This is a genomic window from Salmonirosea aquatica, assembly GCF_009296315.1.
GTDB classification, from domain to species: Bacteria; Bacteroidota; Bacteroidia; order Cytophagales; family Spirosomataceae; genus Salmonirosea; species Salmonirosea aquatica.
This window is the reverse complement of the sequence record NZ_WHLY01000002.1, coordinates 5,008,617-5,028,072: the sequence shown is the minus strand read 5'-3', so window position 1 is coordinate 5,028,072 and position 19,456 is coordinate 5,008,617. Positions and strand designations below refer to the sequence as shown.

Below are 19,456 nucleotides of genomic sequence, written 5' to 3'. Positions count from 1 at the left end.
CGTTGACCTTTGCCCATTAACCCGACAACTAGCTCAAAAGAAAAACCGCCATCGACAACGGCCCGTGGGCGCCGAGGACGAGGGCCTGTTCGATGTCGGCGGTTTTAGAGGGGCCGCCGATGAAGCCGCCGAAGCCGTAGGTACCTTCACCGATGATCTCATAGGCTTCGTGCAGGGTAGGTACGATGCTATCGGCGCGTACCACGACGGCCAGGTGCTGGCAGATGTAGGGGATGATGCGCTGGCCCATGACTTCGTCCGACAGCCACACGGCCCCGTTTTCGGCGACCGCAAAATGTCCGCGGATGATCGCCAGTTCGATATCTTCGTACGTATGGGGGTCTGCGTTCGGGACAATCCATTCAAAGCCTTCGGTCAGTTCCGGCAGCGTGGTGGCGATGCGTTTTTCGGTGTCGTAGCGCTCGTGGATGATCGCCTGGATGGCGGCGAAATCATCTACCCGGTACACGGTACCCCCAATACTTTCAAAAACGGCTTGGTACCTTTGAACTACTTCCTGTTCTTTGCCCCGGAATCGGGCAATGTCCGGCAGCGGCAGCGAAGCGGGTTGGTTTTGTAAAACTTCTCCCAATATTTTCTCCCGGCTTGTCATGGGTGGTGATTGGTTACTGGTTGTTCGTAAATCTATTTATTGAAAAAATAATTAGCATAAAACTATATCGAAATGCACCTATGTTTGCGGCACCTGGGGCCGGGGCGATTCTCTGTCTTTCTGTATTTTATGCTGATTTATCGGCTCGTGCCAACGCTTGCCCTCCTGGGGCGGGCAGCCCCAATTCCATTGCGGCCGCTTTCTCAACGCCTCTGTATAAAAATGGCCTGCGCAATCCAAGCGCACAAATGCCATTTTTATAGGGTCGGTTTATGAGAAGGCTGAAATTGATTTGCATTTTACTGTATTGCTTTGAATGTTTTCAAAATATATGGTTCGATTCTTGAATTTACCTTTACAAGTAGCTCATTATTATTTTGACCCGTTCATTTCACCATTTTTGAAAGTGAATAAACCTTTTATTGCATGACGCCCCATTTCTCAGCTCTCTCATAAGCCGACCTGATATCAATGGCCAGTGTGCGGCAGGCATGCGCAGGGCCATTGATATCCAAAGGCGTTGAGAAAGCGGCCGCAATGGAATTGGGGCCGCCCGCCCCAGGAGGGCAAAAGCCAGCTTTGCCCAGAACATTGAATAATTGGCAAAAGCATAATAAGTACTACCTTCGACCAGATCACTGGTATGAGCGAGTTACTAGAACCCAACAATCTACTTTTCGTTTTTAAGGTACCATTCACTGAAAGACTCTTTGGGACCTTCCGGCATGTCGCGCTGCTTGTACCAGGGATTGAGCTTGTTATTGACGACGAAGGGTACCTTATGCATAAACCACCTCCCGGCCCGACCGGCTTTGTCTAATTTTTCGGGCGAAGACAACGTCCAGGCCATAGCCTTCATGCCCAGCGCCTTGGTACTCGAAGCGTGACCCTCTTTCACAATCTCCTGCCGCCACTTGTACAGCTGATCGTGGATGTTGATTTTAACTGGACACACGTTGGAGCACGACCCGCAGAGCGTGGAGGCGAAGGGTAGGTCCGCGTGTTTTTTCATATCCAGATTGGGAGCCAGAATCGCGCCAATTGGCCCGGAAATGGTATTGTGGTAGCTCAGTCCGCCGCTTTTGCGGTACACCGGACAGGTATTCATGCAGGCTCCGCACTTGATGCATTTCAGGGAATTTTGAAAATCCTTCCGCCCCAGCTGCCGCGTCCGGCCCGCGTTGACCAAAATCAGGTGCATTTCCTGCCCTTCGCGCGGCTTTTTGTAGTGACTCGAATAGATAGTAATGGGTTGTCCAGTGGCGCTCCGGGCCAGCAGGCGCAGAAAAATACCCAGGTGCTTTTTCTGCGGGATGATCTTTTCCAGACCCATGGAGGCAATCTGTACTTCAGATAAGTGCGCGCCCATGTCGGCGTTGCCCTCGTTGGTACACACCACGTATTCGCCCGTTTCGGCTACGGCAAAGTTGACGCCCGTCAGCGCGGCGCGGCGGGTCATGAACACATTGCGCAGGTGCTTGCGGGCTACCCGCGTCAGCTGCGTTGGGTCCGACAATCCTTTTTCGGTACCCAGGTGCTCATGAAACAGTTCACCGATTTCTTCCTTGCGTTTATGGATGCACGGCAGCACGATATGGCTGGGCGGCTCGTTGTCGATCTGCTGGATGTACTCGCCCAGATCGGAATTGATGACGCCGATGCCCCGCGCTTCGAGGTACTCATTCAGGCCGCACTCTTCGGTGAGCATGGACTTACTTTTCACCATCTGATCGATCTCCTTCGCTTTCAAAATGGCGTACACGATTTCGTTGTGCTCTTCAGGGGTATCGGCCCAATGCACCGTGATACCGTTTTTTTTCAGATTGGCTTCAAACTGCAAAAGGTACCCATGCAGGTTGGAGATGACATTGCTTTTGATCTGCGAGGCGGCTTCTCGCAATTCCTCCCACTCGGGGATGGATTTGGAGGCGATGTCGCGTTTGGCCCGGATGTACCAAAGCGCCCCGTCGTGCCAGTCCACCCGCTCTTCGTCCTGGATGAAGGCCTCGGCCAGGGCCGCGTGATCTTTTGTTTTAGGTTGGCTCATAGCGTTGCATTGAGTATTTCTGAAATATGAATGACCTTGACCGCGCTGTTTTTCCGGTGCAGGATACCTTCCAGGTGCATGAGGCAGGACAAGTCGGACGAGGTGATGTACTCGGCCCCGTTGCGGGTATGGTCCGCCACCCGGTCTTTCCCCATTTTCACGGACACGGCTTCTTCCGACACGCAGAAAACGCCGCCAAATCCGCAACACTCGTCACAGCGATCAAGAGGTACCTGTTCCAGCCCTTTTACCATGGCCAGTAACTGCTGGGGTTTGGAGAAATCGGGCGCGTTGAGTTCGCTCATTTGGGCCAAGCGCAATCCGCGCAAGCCATGGCAGCTGTGGTGTAGCCCTACCTTGTGGGGAAACGCGGCGTCGAGTGATTCGATTTTCAATACATCGGTCAGAAACTCGACCAACTCGTATACTTTTCCCCGAATTTCGGTGGCTATCGCCTCCTGCGTATCCGAATGAAGATGGTCTTTCAGGTGCAGAATACAACTGGCCGACGGCCCGACGATGTAGTCGAACGCCGCAAAGTTTTCGATGAAGGTATTGTTGCAATCCTGCGCCAGATGCTCAAACCCCGAGTTGGCCATGGGTTGCCCGCAGCAAATTTGTTTGGTAGGGTACCTCACGTTAACGCCCATTTTCCGAAGCAATTCCAGCGTCGCCCGCGCGGCTTGGGGGTAAAACTGGTTGACGTAGCACGGTATGAAAAGTCCGACGTTCATGTGAGTCTGTTAAGGGTTGGGTAAATATCAGATTGAACGGAGTTAAATCGCTCGTACTGATATACTTCTATTGTGAAATTCGTGGAAACACTTTTTTTCTGTTGATTACTTTGACCGCCGCCACAAAGACTACCAGTACAATAGCCAAAATCAGCAGGTACAGGTACCCCTCCGTAAAATCAGGGATTACCGAAGCGGCGCCTGCGGCGATCATTTGATAGTGTGGCACAACCCAGCTGAACAGATAAGCCTGGGCCAGTACAATGCAACAGATTGCCATGAGCATGTAGAAACTATGCTTGACCGTAAACCGGAAAAGTTCTGATTCTTTTCCGACCAGATCCCCCGCCGCCGCCGCCACCGCGATGGACTGCGGTGAAATCATTTTGCCGATTACGCCCCCCGATACGTTAGCCGAAACGGTAACGACGGGATCGACCCCAATGGAAGTGGCGGTGGAGGCTTGCAACTTCCCGAACAGCGCATTGGCCGAGGTATCCGAACCCGTAATGAATACCCCCAGCCAGCCCAGCATCGGCGCAAAGAAAGGGAACAGAACACCGGTGTTGGCCAGCGCTTCGGCCATGGTGAGGCTGATGCCCGAATCATTGACGATGTAGGCAAACCCCAGCACGGCGGCGATGGTGATGATGGGAAACGTGAGCTGCCGGAGGGTTTCGCCAAAAACTTTCGTCGCCTCCCGGTATCTCATACCCATCAGGGGAATTGAGATAAGGGCCGACAGTAAAATGGCCGTGCCGGTAGCCGACAGGTAGTTGAACTTGAACAGGTGGGGTACCGCATGGCCGCTGGTATCCAGAATGACATTATGCAGGCCCGGAAACTCAAATTGTACCTGCCCGACCGCGTTGAAAACATCCTTGATCGGTTTTAGGCCCCAGGCGATGATGACGAGGGTGAGCAGTATGAACGGCGACCACGCCCGGATGATCTGCCCCGTTGTGTAGTTGATATCGTTCAGTATCGTCGGGGCGGGCTCGTTGGGAAAGCGCCAGGTACCTTTGGGTTTCCAGAATTTCAATAACACGATCAGACTCACAATGGAGCCGATGCCCGCAATGACATCGGGCAGCGCCGGACCCAGGGTATTGGAAGAAAACCATTGCAGAAAAGCGAACGATACCCCCGCCACCACAATGGCCGGCCATACCTCCCGGGTTTTTCGGAACCCCGCCATAATGACGACCAGATAAAAAGGCAGAAAAACCGACAGGAGCGGTAGCGTACGCCCGACCATCTGCGAAATGGCCAGTTCAGGGATAGCCGTCACCTGCGAGGCTACCGTGATGGGGATACCGACCGACCCGAAGGCCACGGGGGCGGTATTGGCGATCAGGCAAAGGCCAGCCGCATACAGCGGGTTGAATCCCAAACCTACCAGCAGGGCCGCCGTGATGGCTACGGGCGCCCCAAAACCAGCCATGCCTTCCAAAAAGGAACCAAACGCAAAGGCAATCAACAAGGCCTGCAAGCGGCGGTCGGAGGTGATGGAGGCCATATAGTGCTTGATGACCTGAAACTGACCGCTCCGGACGGTGATGTTGAACAGAAAAACGGCAGTAATGATAATCCAGCAGATGGGAAACAGTCCGTACAGGGCTCCGTTGACCGTAGAAAGAAGCGCCAGTTTTACGGGCATGCCATAAGCAGAAATGGCAATGAGGATGGCCAGGACGGTGGCGATCAAACTCGCCTGGTACCCTTTCATTTTTCGGATGATGAGTGCCCAGAATATAAAAAGAATCGGAACCACCGCCAGCAAGGCCGACAGGCCGATATTGCCGAAAGGATCAATTACCTGTTGCCAGTTCATAGGTCGGGTTGCCGGGGGGTTGGAGGGATGGGATTTGATAGCAAAAGAATTTCTTTAAATGGATTTACCTACCGGGCTGAACGGCATTTCTTCTCTTACCAAAATCAAACTACTTTTGGAAAAAACCCTATTCCGATGAATTTGAGAAAACCCGCCCTGTCTTTCGGCCAAATCATCAATATGAATTTCGGCTTCTTCGGGCTGCAATACAGTTTTGGCCTGCAACAGGCCAACATGAGTCCCATTTACTCCTACCTGGGCGCCGATGAAAGCAGTCTGCCGTTGCTCTGGCTGGCGGGCCCCATGACCGGGCTGATCGTACAGCCCATCATCGGGGCCATGAGCGACAAGACCATCACCCGCTGGGGCCGCCGGACGCCCTACTTTCTGATCGGGGCCATTTTTTGCAGCCTGTCGCTACTGATCATGCCGTTTAGTAGCTCGGTGTGGATGGCGGCCAGCATTCTGTGGATTCTGGATGCGGCCAACAATATCACGCAGGAGCCCTACCGGGCGTTCGTGAGCGACAAGCTCGACAAGACCCAGCATTCGCTCGGCTTCCTGACCCAAAGCGCCTTTACCGGACTGGGGCAGACGCTCTCGTACCTGACTCCTTTCCTGCTCATCAATTTTTTTGCCGTATCCGAGTCCGGCCGCATTGGTCGGATACCTACCTCCACCCTGGTGGCTTTCCTCATCGGTTCGGTGGTTTCGATCACCTCCATTCTTTGGACTTTAAAAACCACCCGGGAAATCCCCCTGACCGAGGCCGAAAAAGCGAAAATCAGGGCTTCTCCGGCGGGTGTGCGCTCCACCTTTGCCGAAATCTTCGAAGCGCTGCGCGACATGCCCCTGACTATGAAAACGATGGCACCTATGATGCTGTTCAGCTGGTACGCGATGTTCATCTACTGGCAGTACATTGCCAAGTGCGTTTCCCAAACCCTCTATGGTACCATCGATTCCGAGAGTCCGCTGTTTCGCAAAGCGGAGATTTGGGTCGGGCCGATGGGGGCCTTTTACAACGCCGTCGCGTTCATTTCGGCCTTTGGCCTGGCCTACCTGGCGCGGCAGTACGGCCCCAAGTACCTCCACGGGCTTTGCCTGGCGTCCGCCGGAATCGGTCTGCTGGCCCTACCCTACCTGCACGACAGGTACCTGCTCCTGCTCCCGATGCTCGGGGTAGGATTGTCGTGGGCCAGTATGATGGGCAACCCCTACATCATGCTGGCGGGCAGCATCCCGCCCGAGCGGACGGGCGTGTACATGGGTATTTTCAATATGTTTATCGTAATTCCTATGCTGCTGGAAACCTTCACCATGCCCATGTACTACAAAGCCTGGCTGGGGGATAGCCCGGTCAATGCCATCCGGTTGGCCGGCCTGTTGCTGGTTTTGGCGGCGTTGTCGGTCTTGTTTATCAAAATAAAAAAAGGAGCAGTCGCCGGAGAACCGGGATTTGTAGGAAGTGTTGGACACTGACCTTGGTGTTTTGCTGCGATCATTTTCAGGAAAATCCTTACTTTTACCGCAAATATTCCCCTACCTGCCATGTTGTCTCAGCTGACATCCCTCTGGTTTGTAAAGTCTGGCAAAATGAAGCAAAAGATCCAGTTAAGTAAGGTACCTGCAGGGCTGTTGATGAGTCTGGCTTTCCATCCCCACCCATGATCCTCATTGTCGACGATACCCAGGAGAACCTTTTCTCGCTCAGAACCCTCCTGCAGCTGAATTCCTACGAGGTGGACACCGCCGCTTCCGGTGAGGAAGCTCTGTTAAAAATACTGAAGAATGAATACAGCCTGATAATCCTGGATGTCCAGATGCCGGGCATGGACGGCTTCGAAGTAGCCGAAACCATCACGGGCTACAGCAAAACCCGGGACATTCCCATCCTGTTCCTGTCGGCGGTCAATGTGGACAAGCGCTTCATTACCAAAGGGTACGCTTCGGGTGGAGTAGACTACATCACCAAGCCCTTCGATTCGGACCTGCTGCTGTTGAAAGTAAAGACCTTTTGCCGCCTGCACGATCAAACCCGACAATTACAGCGCGTCCAGAAGGCCTTAAAGGAAGAAATTGAAATCAGGAAACAGGCTCAGGAGGCCGTCGAAGACGTGAATGCACGGCTGGAAGAGCACGTGGAGGAGCGAACCCGGGAATTGCGCCTGGCCAACAAAGAACTGGAAACCCGCAACACCGAACTGGCCCAGTTTGCGTCGTTAGCGTCGCACGACCTGCAGGAACCCCTGCGCAAAATCATCACCTTCGGGCAGCTTTTGGAAACGAAGTACCTGGCTGATTTGGGCGAAGCGGCCGAGCTTTCGCAAAAAATCAATGCCTCAGCCGAGCGGATGCGCAACCTGATCAACGATCTGCTGAACTACTCCAAGCTTTCGGCCCACACGCTGTTCGAACCCGTTGACCTCAACGAATTATTGCAGGACACCCTGTTGAATCTGGAAATTGCCATCGCGGAAAAAAATGCGGTGATCAGGACTGAATTCCTCCCCCCATCGAGGCCATACCCGGCCAGATGCGCCAGGTGTTTCAGAACCTCATTGGCAATGCCCTGAAATTTTCGCAGAAAGGTACCCCCCACTGGTCACCATCCGGGGGGGCTACATCGCCGAGGGCGACCTTTCTGCTCCCTGGACCACCGAGGGAGCGTACATCCGGATTTGCATCGCTGACCGGGGCATCGGATTTGATGAAATGTACCTCGGCAAAATTTTTGCCATTTTCCAACGGCTGCACACCCAGAACGAATACGAAGGCACGGGAATCGGGCTGGCGATTGTCAAGAAAATTGTGGAAAAACACAACGGCCTGATCAGCGCAAATAGTAAACCGAACGAAGGTACCACGTTTAATATCATATTACCCGTCCGGCAGTCCAAGACTTTTGTTCCAGACGAAACACCCGCTTAACTCCCTCCCTACATGAAGACATTCAAACGCAACCTGCTGCTTGGCTACGGCATTTCCATCCTGCTGCTGATGGTCAGTTCCATTGCGTCTTACATCAGTATCCGGAACCTTCTATCCAGCGCCGACCTGGTCAACCACACCAATCTGGTCATCAGCGAACTGAACACGCTCACCTCGGCACTCAAAGACGGCGAGGCCGGCCAGCGGGGGTACCTCCTTACGCGCGACCGCCGCTATCTGATTCCCTACCAGGAAGCGCGGGCGCTGTCGCTCGAAACGAGCCGAAAAGTGGATGAACTGACCAGTGACAATACCGAGCAGCACGCCGACGCCGACGTACTTAAGACATTGACGGATAAGCGGTACAGCATCCTGCAGCAGGTCATTCAGAAATACAACCGCGTGGGTAAAACGGAGGTCACGGACCTGGAAGCCGGACGGGAAACCATGGATCAGATCGAGTCCGTGGCAGAACGCATGGCCGTGCGGGAACAGATCCTGCTGGCTTCCCGGACCGACAAGCTGAAGCAGTTCTCGACCCTGACGCCCATCCTGATCGTACTGGCCTCCCTGCTGGCCATTGTCGTGACGGGGGTATCGTTTGCACGCGTCAACACCGATCTGGAAAAACGAACGCAACTCCAACGGGTACTTCAGGAGAAAGACCGCGAAATATCGGAACGCCTCACTATGGTACAGGGCGTCGCCGACCAAATTTCGTCAGGCAATTATCAGGTCAAGGTAGACGACCAAGGCAAGGATGCCCTGGGCGGAATTGCGGGCTCGCTGAATACCATGGCCGCTTCGCTGGCTGCTTCCTTCGCTACCCTGACCGAAAAGGAATGGCTGCAGACGGGCATCGCCTCCCTGAACGAGAACATTATCATCGACCAGAGTATAAAAGCCTTAGCGCAGAACGCCCTGACCTTCATTACCGAATACTCGGGGAGTCAGGCCGGAGCATTTTACATACTGAACAGCGAAGGTACCCTCGAACTGAAAAGCAGCTATGCGCTCACGGCCACTCAGCTCCGTACGTTGGTGTCCCTGGGCGAAGGCCTGGCCGGGCAGTGCGCCCAACGGGCCCGGATGATGGAAATCGACGAGCTCGTACCCGACGACTATACGCTCAGCATTGTTTCGGGGCAGGTGAAGCCCCGTTCGGTCACCGCCATACCCATCCTGTATAATAACCGGGTGAAGGGCGTCATCGAATTGGCTTCGCTCACGGCCTACTCGCCCAAAGTGAAAGCCTTTTTCGAAGCGGTTTCCCAGAATGTCGGCATCGCCATCAACTCGGCCCAGAGCCGGGAGCGGGTGCAGGAATTGCTGGAAGAAACCCAGGCGCAGGCGGAGGAACTACAAGCCCAGCACAGCGAACTGGAGAATATCAACGCCGAACTCGAAACCCAGGCCGAAAAGCTGCAGGCCTCCGAAGAAGAGCTTCGGGTACAGCAGGAAGAGCTTCAACAGGCCAACCAGGAACTCGAAGAGCGGAGCCGTACCCTGGAAGAGAAAAACGAGTTGATTCTGGAGCGCAATCTCGAAATCCAGGCCAAAGCCGAAGAACTGGCCCAAAGTACCAGCTACAAGTCGGAGTTTCTGGCCAATATGTCACACGAACTGCGCACCCCGCTCAACTCCATTCTGCTGCTGTCGCGGCTGCTGAGCGAAAACCACGAAAGCAACCTGTCGTCAGATCAGATCGAATATGCCAACGTCATTCAAAGTTCCGGCAAGGGCCTGCTCACGTTGATTGACGAAATTCTGGATCTTTCCAAGATCGAGGCCGGCAAGATGCAGCTGGAGTACACGGACGTAAAAATGCAGGATGTGGTCAACGACCTGCTGTCCCTGTTTTCGCCCATCGCCAAAGATAAGGGGATTACGTTCACGGCTACCTTACTGGAAGGCGTGCCGGGTACCCTGGAAACGGACCGGCTCCGGCTGGATCAGATCCTCCGCAACCTGATTTCCAATGCCCTGAAATTCACCAAAAAAGGATCGGTTTCGGTAACGGTGGCCCGGGAAGCCGCTTCCCTCGCCATGACCATACAAGACACCGGAATCGGCATTCCGGAGAACAAGCAGAAAACCATTTTCGAAGCGTTCCAGCAGGCCGACGGCTCCACGCGCCGGCAGTTCGGGGGTACCGGGCTCGGCCTGTCCATCAGCCGCGAGCTGGCCAAACTGCTGGGTGGAGAAATCAAAGTCACCAGCGAGGTAGGTAAGGGCAGCGAATTCACCCTGATGGTACCCTTGCATCGGAGACAGCAGGCTTTCCGGCCGGAAAAAATGAATATTCCGGATGCCAATCCCTTACCCGTATCGGGGGAGGCCGCCCAGCCCGTGGCAGGCAATGAGTACCTGAGCAGCGTCATTCCCGCTTCGATCCCCGACGACCGGGCTACCATCACCAGCGGCGACAAGGTGATTCTCATGATCGAGGATGACACCAATTTTGCCAAATCGCTCCTGGACTACACGCGTAACAAGGGCTACAAGGGCGTGGTGGCAGTGCGGGGCGACGAAGGACTGGACCTGGCCCGGAGGTACCTGCCGATTGGTATTCTGCTCGATGTGCAGTTGCCCGTCAAAAGCGGCTGGGAAGTCATGGATGAACTGAAAGCTGATGCCACCACCCGGCATATTCCGGTGCACATGATGTCGTCCTTCCAGGTCAAGCACCGCAGCCTGTCCAAAGGTGCCCTCGACTTCATCGACAAACCGGTAGCTTTCGAGAAGTTGAGCAGCGTGTTTTCAAAGATCGAAGAAGCCCTGAGCCGGCATCCTAAAAAAGTGATGATCGTGGAAGAAGACGCCAAGCACGCCCAGGCGCTGGCGTATTTCCTCGAAAATTACAATGTCGTGTCGGAAATCAGGCATACCGTGCAGGAGGGAATCATTGCCATCAATCAGGATCAGGTGGACTGCGTGATTCTGGACATGGCCGTAACGGGGAACCAATCGTACGACTTTCTGGAAGAAGTAAAGCAGACGCCGGGCTTCGAGAACATCCCCATCATTATTTTTACGGGCAAGAATCTCTCGACTACCGAAGAGGTGAAGCTCAAGCAGTACGCCGACTCCATCGTGGTCAAAACCGCCCACTCCTACCAGCGCATCCTCGACGAGGTGTCCCTCTTCCTGCACCTGGTGGATGTGAACAGCACCGAAACCAAAACCACTCGCTTCAAACGGCTGGGCAACCTGGAAGAAGTACTGAAAGGAAAAACCATCCTGGTAGCCGACGACGACGTGCGCAACATATTTTCGCTTTCCAAATCGCTCGAGAATTATAAGATGAACGTAGTGTCCGCCGTGGACGGCAAGGACGCCCTCAGGCAACTGGACAAGCACAAAAGCATCGATCTGGTGCTAATGGACATGATGATGCCCGAAATGGATGGCTATGAGTCCACCCGCCGGATCAGGTCCAACCCCAAATACAAGAAGCTGCCCGTGATCGCCATCACCGCCAAAGCCATGACCGGCGACCGGGAAAAGTGCATCCAGGCCGGAGCATCCGACTACATCACCAAGCCCGTGGATGTGGATCAACTCATCTCGCTCCTCCGGGTGTGGCTGTACCAATAAACTAACCCGCTATGAAGAAGTCCATTCTAATCGTCGACGACGACCCCCGAAATATTTTCGCCCTGTCGGCCATGCTGAAAGCCCGGGGGTTTTCCGTTCTATCGGCTACGGGGATGAAGGAAGCGTATACGGTTCTGGAGCAGCAGGGAACGGTCGACGTCATTTTGCTGGACATGATGATGCCCGACATGGACGGGTACGAGGCAATTCCCCGACTGAAACAAGACGACCGCTACAAACATATTCCGCTGATAGCCGTTACAGCACAAGCGATGGCCGGCGATCGGGAGAAATGCCTGGCCGCCGGGGCCGACGCCTACCATTCGAAGCCCATCGACATCGATGCGCTGCTCGAATTGCTGAAATCCCCACCAATAAATCAGATACGGAATACGAATGATACAGGATGAGGATCTGAATCTGTTGTTAAGTGAACTTTCGCACCGCTACGGGTATGACTTCACCAACTATGCCCGGGCATCCCTGAAACGCCGCGTGAACCGGCTGCTGACGATGGACCGTTTCACGAGCTTTGCCGAGTTGCTCTATAAAGTAAAAAACGATTCCGACTATCTGCCGCACGTCGTGGAGCAATTGACGGTGAACGTCACCGAAATGTTTCGTGATCCCAGCCTATTCAAAACGCTCCGCGAGCAGGTACTACCCGTGCTGTCCACCCACCCGCTGATCCGCATCTGGCACGCGGGCTGCTCCACGGGCGAGGAAGTGTACTCGCTGGCCATTATGCTCGAGGAGGCCAATTTGTTGCACAAATCCCTGCTCTACGCCACGGATATCAATCCCACGGTGATTGAGAACATCAAACGGGGTATGTTTCCCATCGGCAACATCAGGCAGTACACCGAGAACTACCTGCAGTCGGGGGGAAGAAAGACTTTTCCTCGTATTATCAGGCTCAGTACGAGTGGGCCAAGTTCGATGAAAGGCTGCGCGCCAATACGATCGTTGCGACGCACAACCTGGTTTCGGACCGTTCTTTCAATGAATTCCAGTTGATTCTGTGCCGCAACGTCCTCATTTATTTCGATAAGGAGTTACAGGATAAAGCCCTGACCCTATTTGACAACAGCCTCGAAAAGCTGGGGTTTCTGGTACTGGGTTCCAAGGAAAACCTCCGGTTCTCACCCATTGCCGCCAGCTACACACAACTCGAAAACAAAGAAAAAATATGGCGAAAAATGCGATAAATCAGCCAAGGTACCTCGTCATCGGTGGCTCGGCCGGGAGCCTGGAAGTAATCCTGGATTTGGTAACCCACCTACCTACCCCCCCCATGCGGTGGTAATCCTGGTGGTGCATCGCAAAAAAGACAAAGACTCCATTCTGGTGGACCTCCTCTCCTACCGTACCAAGCTGCCCGTCAGGGAGGTGGAGGATAAAGAAATCATCAGTCCCAATACCATCTACCTGGCTCCGCCCGACTACCATCTGCTCATCGAGCGAGCGGATCTTTTCTCACTCGACAGCTCCGAAAAAGTCCATTACAGTCGCCCCAGTATCGACGTTACCTTCGAGTCGGTCGCCGAAGCGTTTGGTGACCGCGTGATCGGCATCCTGTTGTCCGGTGCCAATGCAGACGGCGCGGTCGGAATGGCGAAGATCCGGAAAGCCGGTGGCTACACCATCGTGCAGGACCCCGCCACGGCCGATGTCGGCTACATGCCGCAGCAGGCCCTGGCTCTGACTCCGGTCGATAGTGTCCTACCCGCGGCGGAGATACCCGGACTTTTACAAAAGCTGCTGAGAATCCAGTAATATCGGACCTACCGGCCCTGAAAAATTCCCCTCACCCTACTGCAACACATCCATGAAAACCGCCCTATTCAGTACCAAACCCTACGATCGTCACTACTTCGACCGCTACGCATCAGAATACAAGCAAGAACTCACCTACTTTGAAAATCGCCTGGATCTTCGGTCGGCTCCTCTGGCTGGTGGTTATGATGCGGTATGCGCCTTCGTCAACGACCAGCTCGACCGCCCGGTACTGACCCTACTGGCCGAAAACGGCGTGAAACTGATTGCCCTGCGCTGTGCGGGCTACAACCACGTCGATATCGACGCGGCGCAGGAACTCGGCCTGATTGTAGTGAGGGTACCTGCCTACTCACCCCATGCTGTGGCCGAACACGCCGTGGCCCTGATTCTGACTCTAAACCGCAAAATCCACAAAGCCTACAACCGGGTGCGGGAGGGAAATTTCGCGCTGGATCGGCTGGAAGGGTTTGACTTATACAAAAAGACGGTGGGCGTAATCGGAACGGGGAAAATCGGGCAGGTCTTTTGTACCATCATGCAGGGGTTCGGCTGCCGGGTACTGGCCTACGACCCCTACCCCAATGAAGCTCTGGCGCAGCAGGGCGTCACCTACGCAACCATTGAAGAAGTGTTGAGCCAGTCGGACATCGTGTCGTTGCACTGCCCGCTCACGCCCGAAAACCACCACCTGATCAACGCCGGTACCTTACGCCAGATGAAGGAGGGCGTCATGCTCATCAACACCAGCCGGGGGGCACTGATCGATACCAAAGCGATACTGCACGCCCTGAAGCACCGCAAAGTAGGGTACCTGGGCATCGATGTGTACGAGCAGGAAACCGATTTTTTCTTCCAGGATTTATCCGAAGAAATCATCACGGATGACGCCCTGATGCGGCTCATCAGCTTCCCCAACGTACTCATTACCTCCCACCAGGGTTTCTTTACCGAGGAGGCCCTCACCGAAATCGCCCGGATTACACTGACCAACCTTACAAACTACGAACGGGGAGAATTTATAGAGGCCAATACGGTGGTGCACGGCCAGGTCACGGGCAGGTAACTTTACTGGTAGTGATTGAAATGAGTCTGCTCATTTTCAGAAATATCATCCGGGCATCGGTAGAACCCGGCAAATCAGCCGTTTTTATGATTTGCCAAAGCCACAAACCGAACCCTATGACGCTTTTCCTGAAAAAATTCAGTTGTTCTATTCTGCTGTGCCTGCTGGCGTGGGGTACCTTTGCCCAATCGTCGGATACGCTGCACCTTTTCCTGATTGGCAACAGCTTTTCTCAAAACGCCACCCGCTACCTACCCCAGATGGCGGCCGAAGGAGGCCATCCGCTGGTGATCCAGCGGGCCGAGCTGGGCGGCTGCTCGCTCCAGCGGCACTGGGAGCACGCCGCTGCCGCCGAAGCTGACTCCCTCGATCCCAAAGGCAAGCCCTATAAAGGCAAATCACTGAAAATGCTGCTGGCCGAAGGTACCTGGGACATCATCACCCTGCAGCAATATTCCATGCTCTCGGCCGATCCGGCTACCTACGAGCCCTACGCTTCCAAACTTTACGCCTACATCAAGGCCCTGCAACCCCAGGCCAAAATCGTATTCCACCAGACCTGGGCCTACCGCGCCGATGCCGACGGCTTCGGACAGACTTCGGAAGAAAAATTGGCGAGTTCCGAGCAGGAAATGTGGGAGAAATCTCGAAGTGCCTACCACACAATAGCCGATAAGCTGAACACGACCCTGATTCCGGTGGGCGATGCTTTCTGGAAAAACAGCGCGGACCGCCAGTGGGGCTACCACCGAGACACCCAATTCGACTACGCAACGCCCAGGTACCCTGCCCTGCCCGACCAAACCCACTCGCTGCACGCGGGCTACCGCTGGACCAATGACAAAAAACTGGGCTTCGATTCGCACCACGCCAACGAGGCGGGCTGCTACCTGGGCGGACTGGTATGGTACGGTTTTCTGTTCGGCGAATCGCCGCTCAAAGTCAATTTTTTCCCCCAGGAGGTACCCGGAGATTTCGCCACTCATCTCAAAAAAGTGGCCGACGCCACCCTGCTGGAAGCCAAAAAACATTGACCGGCAAGATTCTTAGTTGATTGCCTTTTCACCCTACCTACCCAAACCCATGCGCGCCCTGGTTTCTCTCCTCGTGTTGCTTTATCTAATTGCCCAGCCCGCTCTGCTCCACGCCCAGACGGGCCGTTGGATGAAGTACGAACAGGCATTCCAGAGCGACAAGACCTACGAAAACCCTTTGTATAATGTCCAGAAATTCAGCGTCCGGTTTACCTCACCCTCGGGAAGAGTCAAAACCGTTTTGGGTTTCTGGGATGGGGGTACCTCCTGGCGGGTCCGCTTCGCGCCCGACGAGGTAGGTACCTGGACCTACGCCACCGAATGCTCCGACCAAACCAATGCCGGGCTTCACGGGCAGAAGGGTACCTTCACCTGCGTGGACAAGGCCAGTCCGTACGATATTTACACCAAGGGTACCATCATGCACCCGCAGGGTACCTACCACCTCACCCACGCGGATGGTACCCCCTTCTTCTACACCGCCTGCACGGCCTGGAACGGGGCCCTCAAATCGACTGATGCCGAATGGGATACCTACCTCAAAGACCGCGCGGCCAACCATTACAACGTGATCCAGTTCGTGACTACACAGTGGCGTGGCGGCTCGAAGAACAGCCGGGGACAGGTAGCTTTTACCGGCAGTGGACGCATCAGCCTCAGCCCGGAGTTTTTCCAGTTGCTGGACAAAAAGGTGGATGAAATCAACGCCCACGGGTTGGTGGCTGCGCCCGTGCTGCTATGGGCGTTACCCACCGGGGCAGGGCGGGAGCTTAGTCCCGGCTACCACCTCCCCGAGCCGGAGGCCATTCTGCTGGCCAAATACATGGTGGCCCGCTACGGGGGCCATCACGTGATCTGGTTTCTGGGTGGCGACGGCAAGTACATCGACGAGTATGAGCAACGCTGGAAGAACATCGGCCGCGCCGTATTTGGCGGGGAGAACGGGAACGCCCGACCGCCGGGCGTCGTGGCGCTGCACCCGCAGGGCCGCTCGTGGGTAGGCAAGCAGTACGCCCACGAAGACTGGGTAGATATTCTGGGCTTTCAGACCGGCCACAACGCTACCCCCAACACCCAAAAATGGATCACGGAAGGTCCCATAGCCCAGGAGTGGTCGTACCTACCCCCCAAAGTGTTCATCAACCTCGAACCCGTCTACGAAGATATCAACAAAGACGCCGACGCTGCCGATATCCGCAACGCCAGCTACTGGAGCGTCTTTTCTACGCCCGTGGCGGGCATTACCTACGGCGCCAACGGCATCTGGCCGTGGATACGGCCCGGCGAAGAAATCGAAAACCACGGCAAGCCGCCCATTCTGCGCCCTTGGGACGAAAGCATCAAACTCCCCGGCAGCGTGCAGATAGGGTACCTGGCCGAGTTCATGCGGAAGTACCCCTGGTGGCAACTCAAACCCGCGCCGGAACTGCTGGTCGAAAATAAGGAAGCGGGTGAATTCATCTCCGTGGTACGTTCCGACGACCGCAGTACGATTCTGGCGTATGTACCCCGGCCCGCGACGGTAAAACTCTTCAATCTGTCAGGTATTTCGTATCAGGGGCAGTGGTTCGATCCGGCGAAAAATACCTACGCGCCGGCTACCCTTTCGGTGAAGCAGGGGGTACTGCAAGCGGCTTCGCCGGGCGACGCCTCGCCGAGCGACGCTTCGCCCGACGATGGTGATCGGGTGCTGGTGTTGCAGAGGAAGTAAGGTTGTGCGAAAAAGATAGGTTCTGTGAATCGCAGGCCGGGTGTATGCAAAATCAGCAGCGGGACGGATGAGAGGAAATTTGCGGACTGGAAATTATAGTAAAGGACACATTGTCAGGCACTACCCGTTCACGAAAAGTCTATTCCCGGGTTTGGCTGCCTGCTGATTTTATCGTTACTTTCTTGTCTGTAAACCCTAAATTGCCTCAGGAATGGAACCCAACCCAACGCACGACTATCGTGGTGGCCAGCACGTACCCGCCCAAATTGTACCCCTCACGGCCGAAGACCGGGCTTTTTTTGAAGAAAAGAAAATGAAGATCAGCCCCTGGATGAACTTCCTCATTGCGGCCGCTATCGCCTTTATTTCCTATAAGGTTTTCACCTCCGGGGCCACGATTTGGGTTAGCCTCGGGTTCTGTGTCTTCGTGGGGTTGTGTGTGTTTCTGTTTCGCTATTTTTTCATCACCAAGACCAACCGGATTCTGGCGCATGGCCTGAAACATACCGGCCAGGCCAGAATCGCTAAAAAAATTGCCTACCAGGATTCCAACGGCTCCGCGAGCATCTTTACCCTCACCCTGGATTGGGAATTCAGCAAGAAAATTGGGCAGGTACAGGTTAGCGAGAAACTATACGACCAACTGCAAGAAAACGATTGGGTGTACCTAGAAGCTTCCCCCCTCTCCAAACGGCCCCTCGTGGTGGAGAAAGTTTCTCCTACTAATGAAATTTAAGGGTAGGTTAGGGAACTCGCAGATCGGCAAAAGAGCCAAGCGACTGCGGGAGCTTTAGATAACAATTTTAAATTTAGCCCTATTGGGTTCTTTACCTAGTAGGAAGAAATCAAAGTCTTCACTACTTATACTAATAATGTTTGATAATTCTTCACGAGTGTAGCCAAGTTCATTTATATAGGTTGCAGTAATGAGTTGTAGCAAAGCAGGGGAATCCAAATTAACGTCATTTCTCTCTACTTTCCGTTCACCCGCTCTGCTAAGCTCGATCATCATATTAGTATACTTAGTCTTATCAACATGTTTCAGATCATAAGCTCTTCGAATCAAGGAAGCCTTAGAAACTTTCCAAAAGGCTTTCAAGTCACCAAGCTTGGAAAAGCGAAAGTTTATCAAGTCTCTTCGGATATCTAGTTCAGGCATTAAAAATTCAGAAGCAAAACTGTCAGCTTCCCTTTCTACATCTCTGTCAGGGTCAAGAATTGGAGAAAACGGAAGATGCATAACGTTATGCCCAAACTCATGCGCAATAGTATAGCGCTTACGGTCATTAGACAAAGAATCATTTATTACTATGATGCGCTGTCCAGATTGGGTAACTATTGTAGTACCATCAAATTTCTCAGGCGCATTCTTTAAAAAATACACCATAATTCCGTGCCTTTCGATTGCACGTACAAGATTGTCTATTGGCCCTCTCTGTAAACCCATCAATGCTCTAACCTTACGGGCAATCTCCTCTGGGCTATTATTTCCTTTTACTTCAATAGGGGGTAATTTAAACTCTGGAACATCAACGTCTTGCAATAATCCTTCAATCCAAACCCTGAGGATATCAAAAGTCGCTTCAAGTTTTATTTGCAACTTCCTGGGCATTGAAGCTCGCTTTCTGTAGTAATATTCAGCTTGGTCCCTTATTGGCTTTTCATGAGTAAAAAAACTAGGTAAAAAGTTAAGTTTCTTGGCAATTTCATGCCATGTATCCTCAGGGACAGCAAGTAATCCCTTCTCCATTCGTGAATAGTTTCCCTGGCTTAAATTAGGGATCAGTTTTGTCAACTCGGCCTGGGTTAGCCCACGTGCTTCCCTTGCAATAGGCAAAATCTTAAAATTAAATTTTTCCATAAAAGTGCGTCTCTATGATGGCCGTTGAAAAGTAGACGCAACTCGCTAGTGCTAAATGCTTAACTAGCCGAGTTGGCCTGATTGTCCCGCCTATTTTCTTTTGGTTGTACAATTAATGGTGCGTCATCGTTTGGCGTTATTGGGAACAGGTTAGTCTGCACATGTCCAGATCCACCTAGACGCCTCAAATCTGTAATCCATACTACGTTTCCAAGTGAAATGTAAACTGCACATATCTTTTTAATCTCGTCC

The 19,456-nt window shown here is 53.7% G+C and carries 17 protein-coding genes; 12 read left to right on the top strand and 5 right to left on the bottom strand.

Annotated features, from left to right (window positions below; translation table 11 throughout):
* Positions 1-28: 28 nt before the first annotated feature.
* The 4 genes from GBK04_RS21885 to GBK04_RS21870 form a co-directional block, all read right to left on the bottom strand.
* Positions 29-613 carry a LutC/YkgG family protein gene (locus tag GBK04_RS21885; RefSeq protein ID WP_152763391.1) on the bottom strand — a complete coding sequence of 195 codons (585 nt, stop codon included), beginning with the start codon at positions 611-613 and terminating at the stop codon, positions 29-31.
* A gap of 670 nt (positions 614-1,283) precedes the next feature.
* Positions 1,284-2,660, bottom strand: coding sequence for a lactate utilization protein B (locus GBK04_RS21880; protein ID WP_152763390.1), 1,377 nt, complete (start codon positions 2,658-2,660; stop codon positions 1,284-1,286).
* Positions 2,657-3,394, bottom strand: coding sequence for a (Fe-S)-binding protein (locus tag GBK04_RS21875; protein WP_152763388.1), 738 nt, complete (start codon positions 3,392-3,394; stop codon positions 2,657-2,659). Before GBK04_RS21875 ends, GBK04_RS21880 begins: the two co-directional genes overlap by 4 nt.
* A 67-nt stretch (positions 3,395-3,461) precedes the next feature.
* Entirely contained in the window at positions 3,462-5,228 is a 1,767-nt protein-coding gene (locus GBK04_RS21870) for an L-lactate permease (protein ID WP_152763387.1), read from the bottom strand.
* Positions 5,229-5,363: 135 nt separating this feature from the next.
* On the opposite strand from GBK04_RS21870, the gene GBK04_RS21865 reads away from it, so the two are divergent.
* From GBK04_RS21865 to GBK04_RS21815, 12 genes are all read left to right on the top strand, one after another.
* Positions 5,364-6,710, top strand: coding sequence for an MFS transporter (locus tag GBK04_RS21865; RefSeq protein ID WP_152763385.1), 1,347 nt, complete (start codon positions 5,364-5,366; stop codon positions 6,708-6,710).
* Positions 6,711-6,895: 185 nt separating this feature from the next.
* Positions 6,896-7,804, top strand: a complete 909-nt coding sequence (locus tag GBK04_RS21860) for a sensor histidine kinase (RefSeq protein WP_152763384.1) — start codon at positions 6,896-6,898, stop codon at positions 7,802-7,804.
* A 139-nt stretch (positions 7,805-7,943) separates the two neighbouring features.
* Positions 7,944-8,159, top strand: coding sequence for an ATP-binding protein (locus GBK04_RS30915; RefSeq protein WP_373331201.1), 216 nt, complete (start codon positions 7,944-7,946; stop codon positions 8,157-8,159).
* 12 nt (positions 8,160-8,171) lie between these two features.
* Entirely contained in the window at positions 8,172-11,756 is a 3,585-nt protein-coding gene (locus GBK04_RS21850; protein WP_152763381.1) for a response regulator, read from the top strand.
* Positions 11,757-11,767: 11 nt separating this feature from the next.
* Positions 11,768-12,166 carry a response regulator gene (locus GBK04_RS21845; RefSeq protein ID WP_152763379.1) on the top strand — a complete coding sequence of 133 codons (399 nt, stop codon included), beginning with the start codon at positions 11,768-11,770 and terminating at the stop codon, positions 12,164-12,166.
* On the top strand, positions 12,153-12,773 hold the full coding sequence (locus tag GBK04_RS21840) for a CheR family methyltransferase (protein WP_373331200.1): 621 nt from the start codon (positions 12,153-12,155) through the stop codon (positions 12,771-12,773). Before GBK04_RS21845 ends, GBK04_RS21840 begins: the two co-directional genes overlap by 14 nt.
* Positions 12,704-12,964, top strand: a complete 261-nt coding sequence (locus GBK04_RS30910; RefSeq protein WP_373331477.1) for a CheR family methyltransferase — start codon at positions 12,704-12,706, stop codon at positions 12,962-12,964. Before GBK04_RS21840 ends, GBK04_RS30910 begins: the two co-directional genes overlap by 70 nt.
* Positions 12,965-13,055: 91 nt before the next feature.
* Positions 13,056-13,532, top strand: a complete 477-nt coding sequence (locus GBK04_RS21835; protein ID WP_373331199.1) for a chemotaxis protein CheB — start codon at positions 13,056-13,058, stop codon at positions 13,530-13,532.
* A 52-nt stretch (positions 13,533-13,584) separates the two neighbouring features.
* Complete coding sequence (locus tag GBK04_RS21830) at positions 13,585-14,598, top strand: 2-hydroxyacid dehydrogenase (RefSeq protein WP_152763378.1); 1,014 nt, start codon at positions 13,585-13,587, stop codon at positions 14,596-14,598.
* A 116-nt stretch (positions 14,599-14,714) separates the two neighbouring features.
* Positions 14,715-15,632 carry a DUF4886 domain-containing protein gene (locus GBK04_RS21825; RefSeq protein ID WP_152763376.1) on the top strand — a complete coding sequence of 306 codons (918 nt, stop codon included), beginning with the start codon at positions 14,715-14,717 and terminating at the stop codon, positions 15,630-15,632.
* Between the two features lie 49 nt (positions 15,633-15,681).
* The gene (locus tag GBK04_RS21820) at positions 15,682-17,343 is read left to right on the top strand and encodes a glycoside hydrolase family 140 protein (RefSeq protein WP_152763375.1); all 1,662 of its coding nucleotides are present in this window, start codon (positions 15,682-15,684) and stop codon (positions 17,341-17,343) included.
* A 211-nt stretch (positions 17,344-17,554) separates the two neighbouring features.
* Positions 17,555-18,079 (top strand): hypothetical protein, encoded by a 525-nt coding sequence (locus tag GBK04_RS21815; protein WP_152763373.1) that lies wholly within the window; start codon positions 17,555-17,557, stop codon positions 18,077-18,079.
* 54 nt (positions 18,080-18,133) lie between these two features.
* On the opposite strand, the gene GBK04_RS21810 is transcribed toward GBK04_RS21815, so the two are convergent.
* On the bottom strand, positions 18,134-19,204 hold the full coding sequence (locus GBK04_RS21810; protein ID WP_152763372.1) for an XRE family transcriptional regulator: 1,071 nt from the start codon (positions 19,202-19,204) through the stop codon (positions 18,134-18,136).
* Between the last annotated feature and the right edge of the window lie 252 nt (positions 19,205-19,456).

Bases quoted from the DNA above. Each gene is read 5' to 3' on its own strand.
- GBK04_RS21810 (WP_152763372.1), bottom strand. From the start codon at position 19,204: ATGGAAAAATTTAATTTTAAGATTTTGCCTATTGCAAGGGAAGCACGT.
- GBK04_RS21865 (WP_152763385.1), top strand. From the start codon at position 5,364: ATGAATTTGAGAAAACCCGCCCTGTCTTTCGGCCAAATCATCAATATG.
- GBK04_RS21820 (WP_152763375.1), top strand. From the start codon at position 15,682: ATGCGCGCCCTGGTTTCTCTCCTCGTGTTGCTTTATCTAATTGCCCAG.
- GBK04_RS21845 (WP_152763379.1), top strand. From the start codon at position 11,768: ATGAAGAAGTCCATTCTAATCGTCGACGACGACCCCCGAAATATTTTC.
- GBK04_RS21885 (WP_152763391.1), bottom strand. From the start codon at position 613: ATGACAAGCCGGGAGAAAATATTGGGAGAAGTTTTACAAAACCAACCC.
- GBK04_RS21860 (WP_152763384.1), top strand. From the start codon at position 6,896: ATGATCCTCATTGTCGACGATACCCAGGAGAACCTTTTCTCGCTCAGA.
- GBK04_RS21840 (WP_373331200.1), top strand. From the start codon at position 12,153: ATGATACAGGATGAGGATCTGAATCTGTTGTTAAGTGAACTTTCGCAC.
- GBK04_RS21880 (WP_152763390.1), bottom strand. From the start codon at position 2,660: ATGAGCCAACCTAAAACAAAAGATCACGCGGCCCTGGCCGAGGCCTTC.
- GBK04_RS21830 (WP_152763378.1), top strand. From the start codon at position 13,585: ATGAAAACCGCCCTATTCAGTACCAAACCCTACGATCGTCACTACTTC.
- GBK04_RS21870 (WP_152763387.1), bottom strand. From the start codon at position 5,228: ATGAACTGGCAACAGGTAATTGATCCTTTCGGCAATATCGGCCTGTCG.
- GBK04_RS30915 (WP_373331201.1), top strand. From the start codon at position 7,944: ATGTACCTCGGCAAAATTTTTGCCATTTTCCAACGGCTGCACACCCAG.
- GBK04_RS21850 (WP_152763381.1), top strand. From the start codon at position 8,172: ATGAAGACATTCAAACGCAACCTGCTGCTTGGCTACGGCATTTCCATC.
- GBK04_RS21815 (WP_152763373.1), top strand. From the start codon at position 17,555: ATGGAACCCAACCCAACGCACGACTATCGTGGTGGCCAGCACGTACCC.
- GBK04_RS21875 (WP_152763388.1), bottom strand. From the start codon at position 3,394: ATGAACGTCGGACTTTTCATACCGTGCTACGTCAACCAGTTTTACCCC.
- GBK04_RS21825 (WP_152763376.1), top strand. From the start codon at position 14,715: ATGACGCTTTTCCTGAAAAAATTCAGTTGTTCTATTCTGCTGTGCCTG.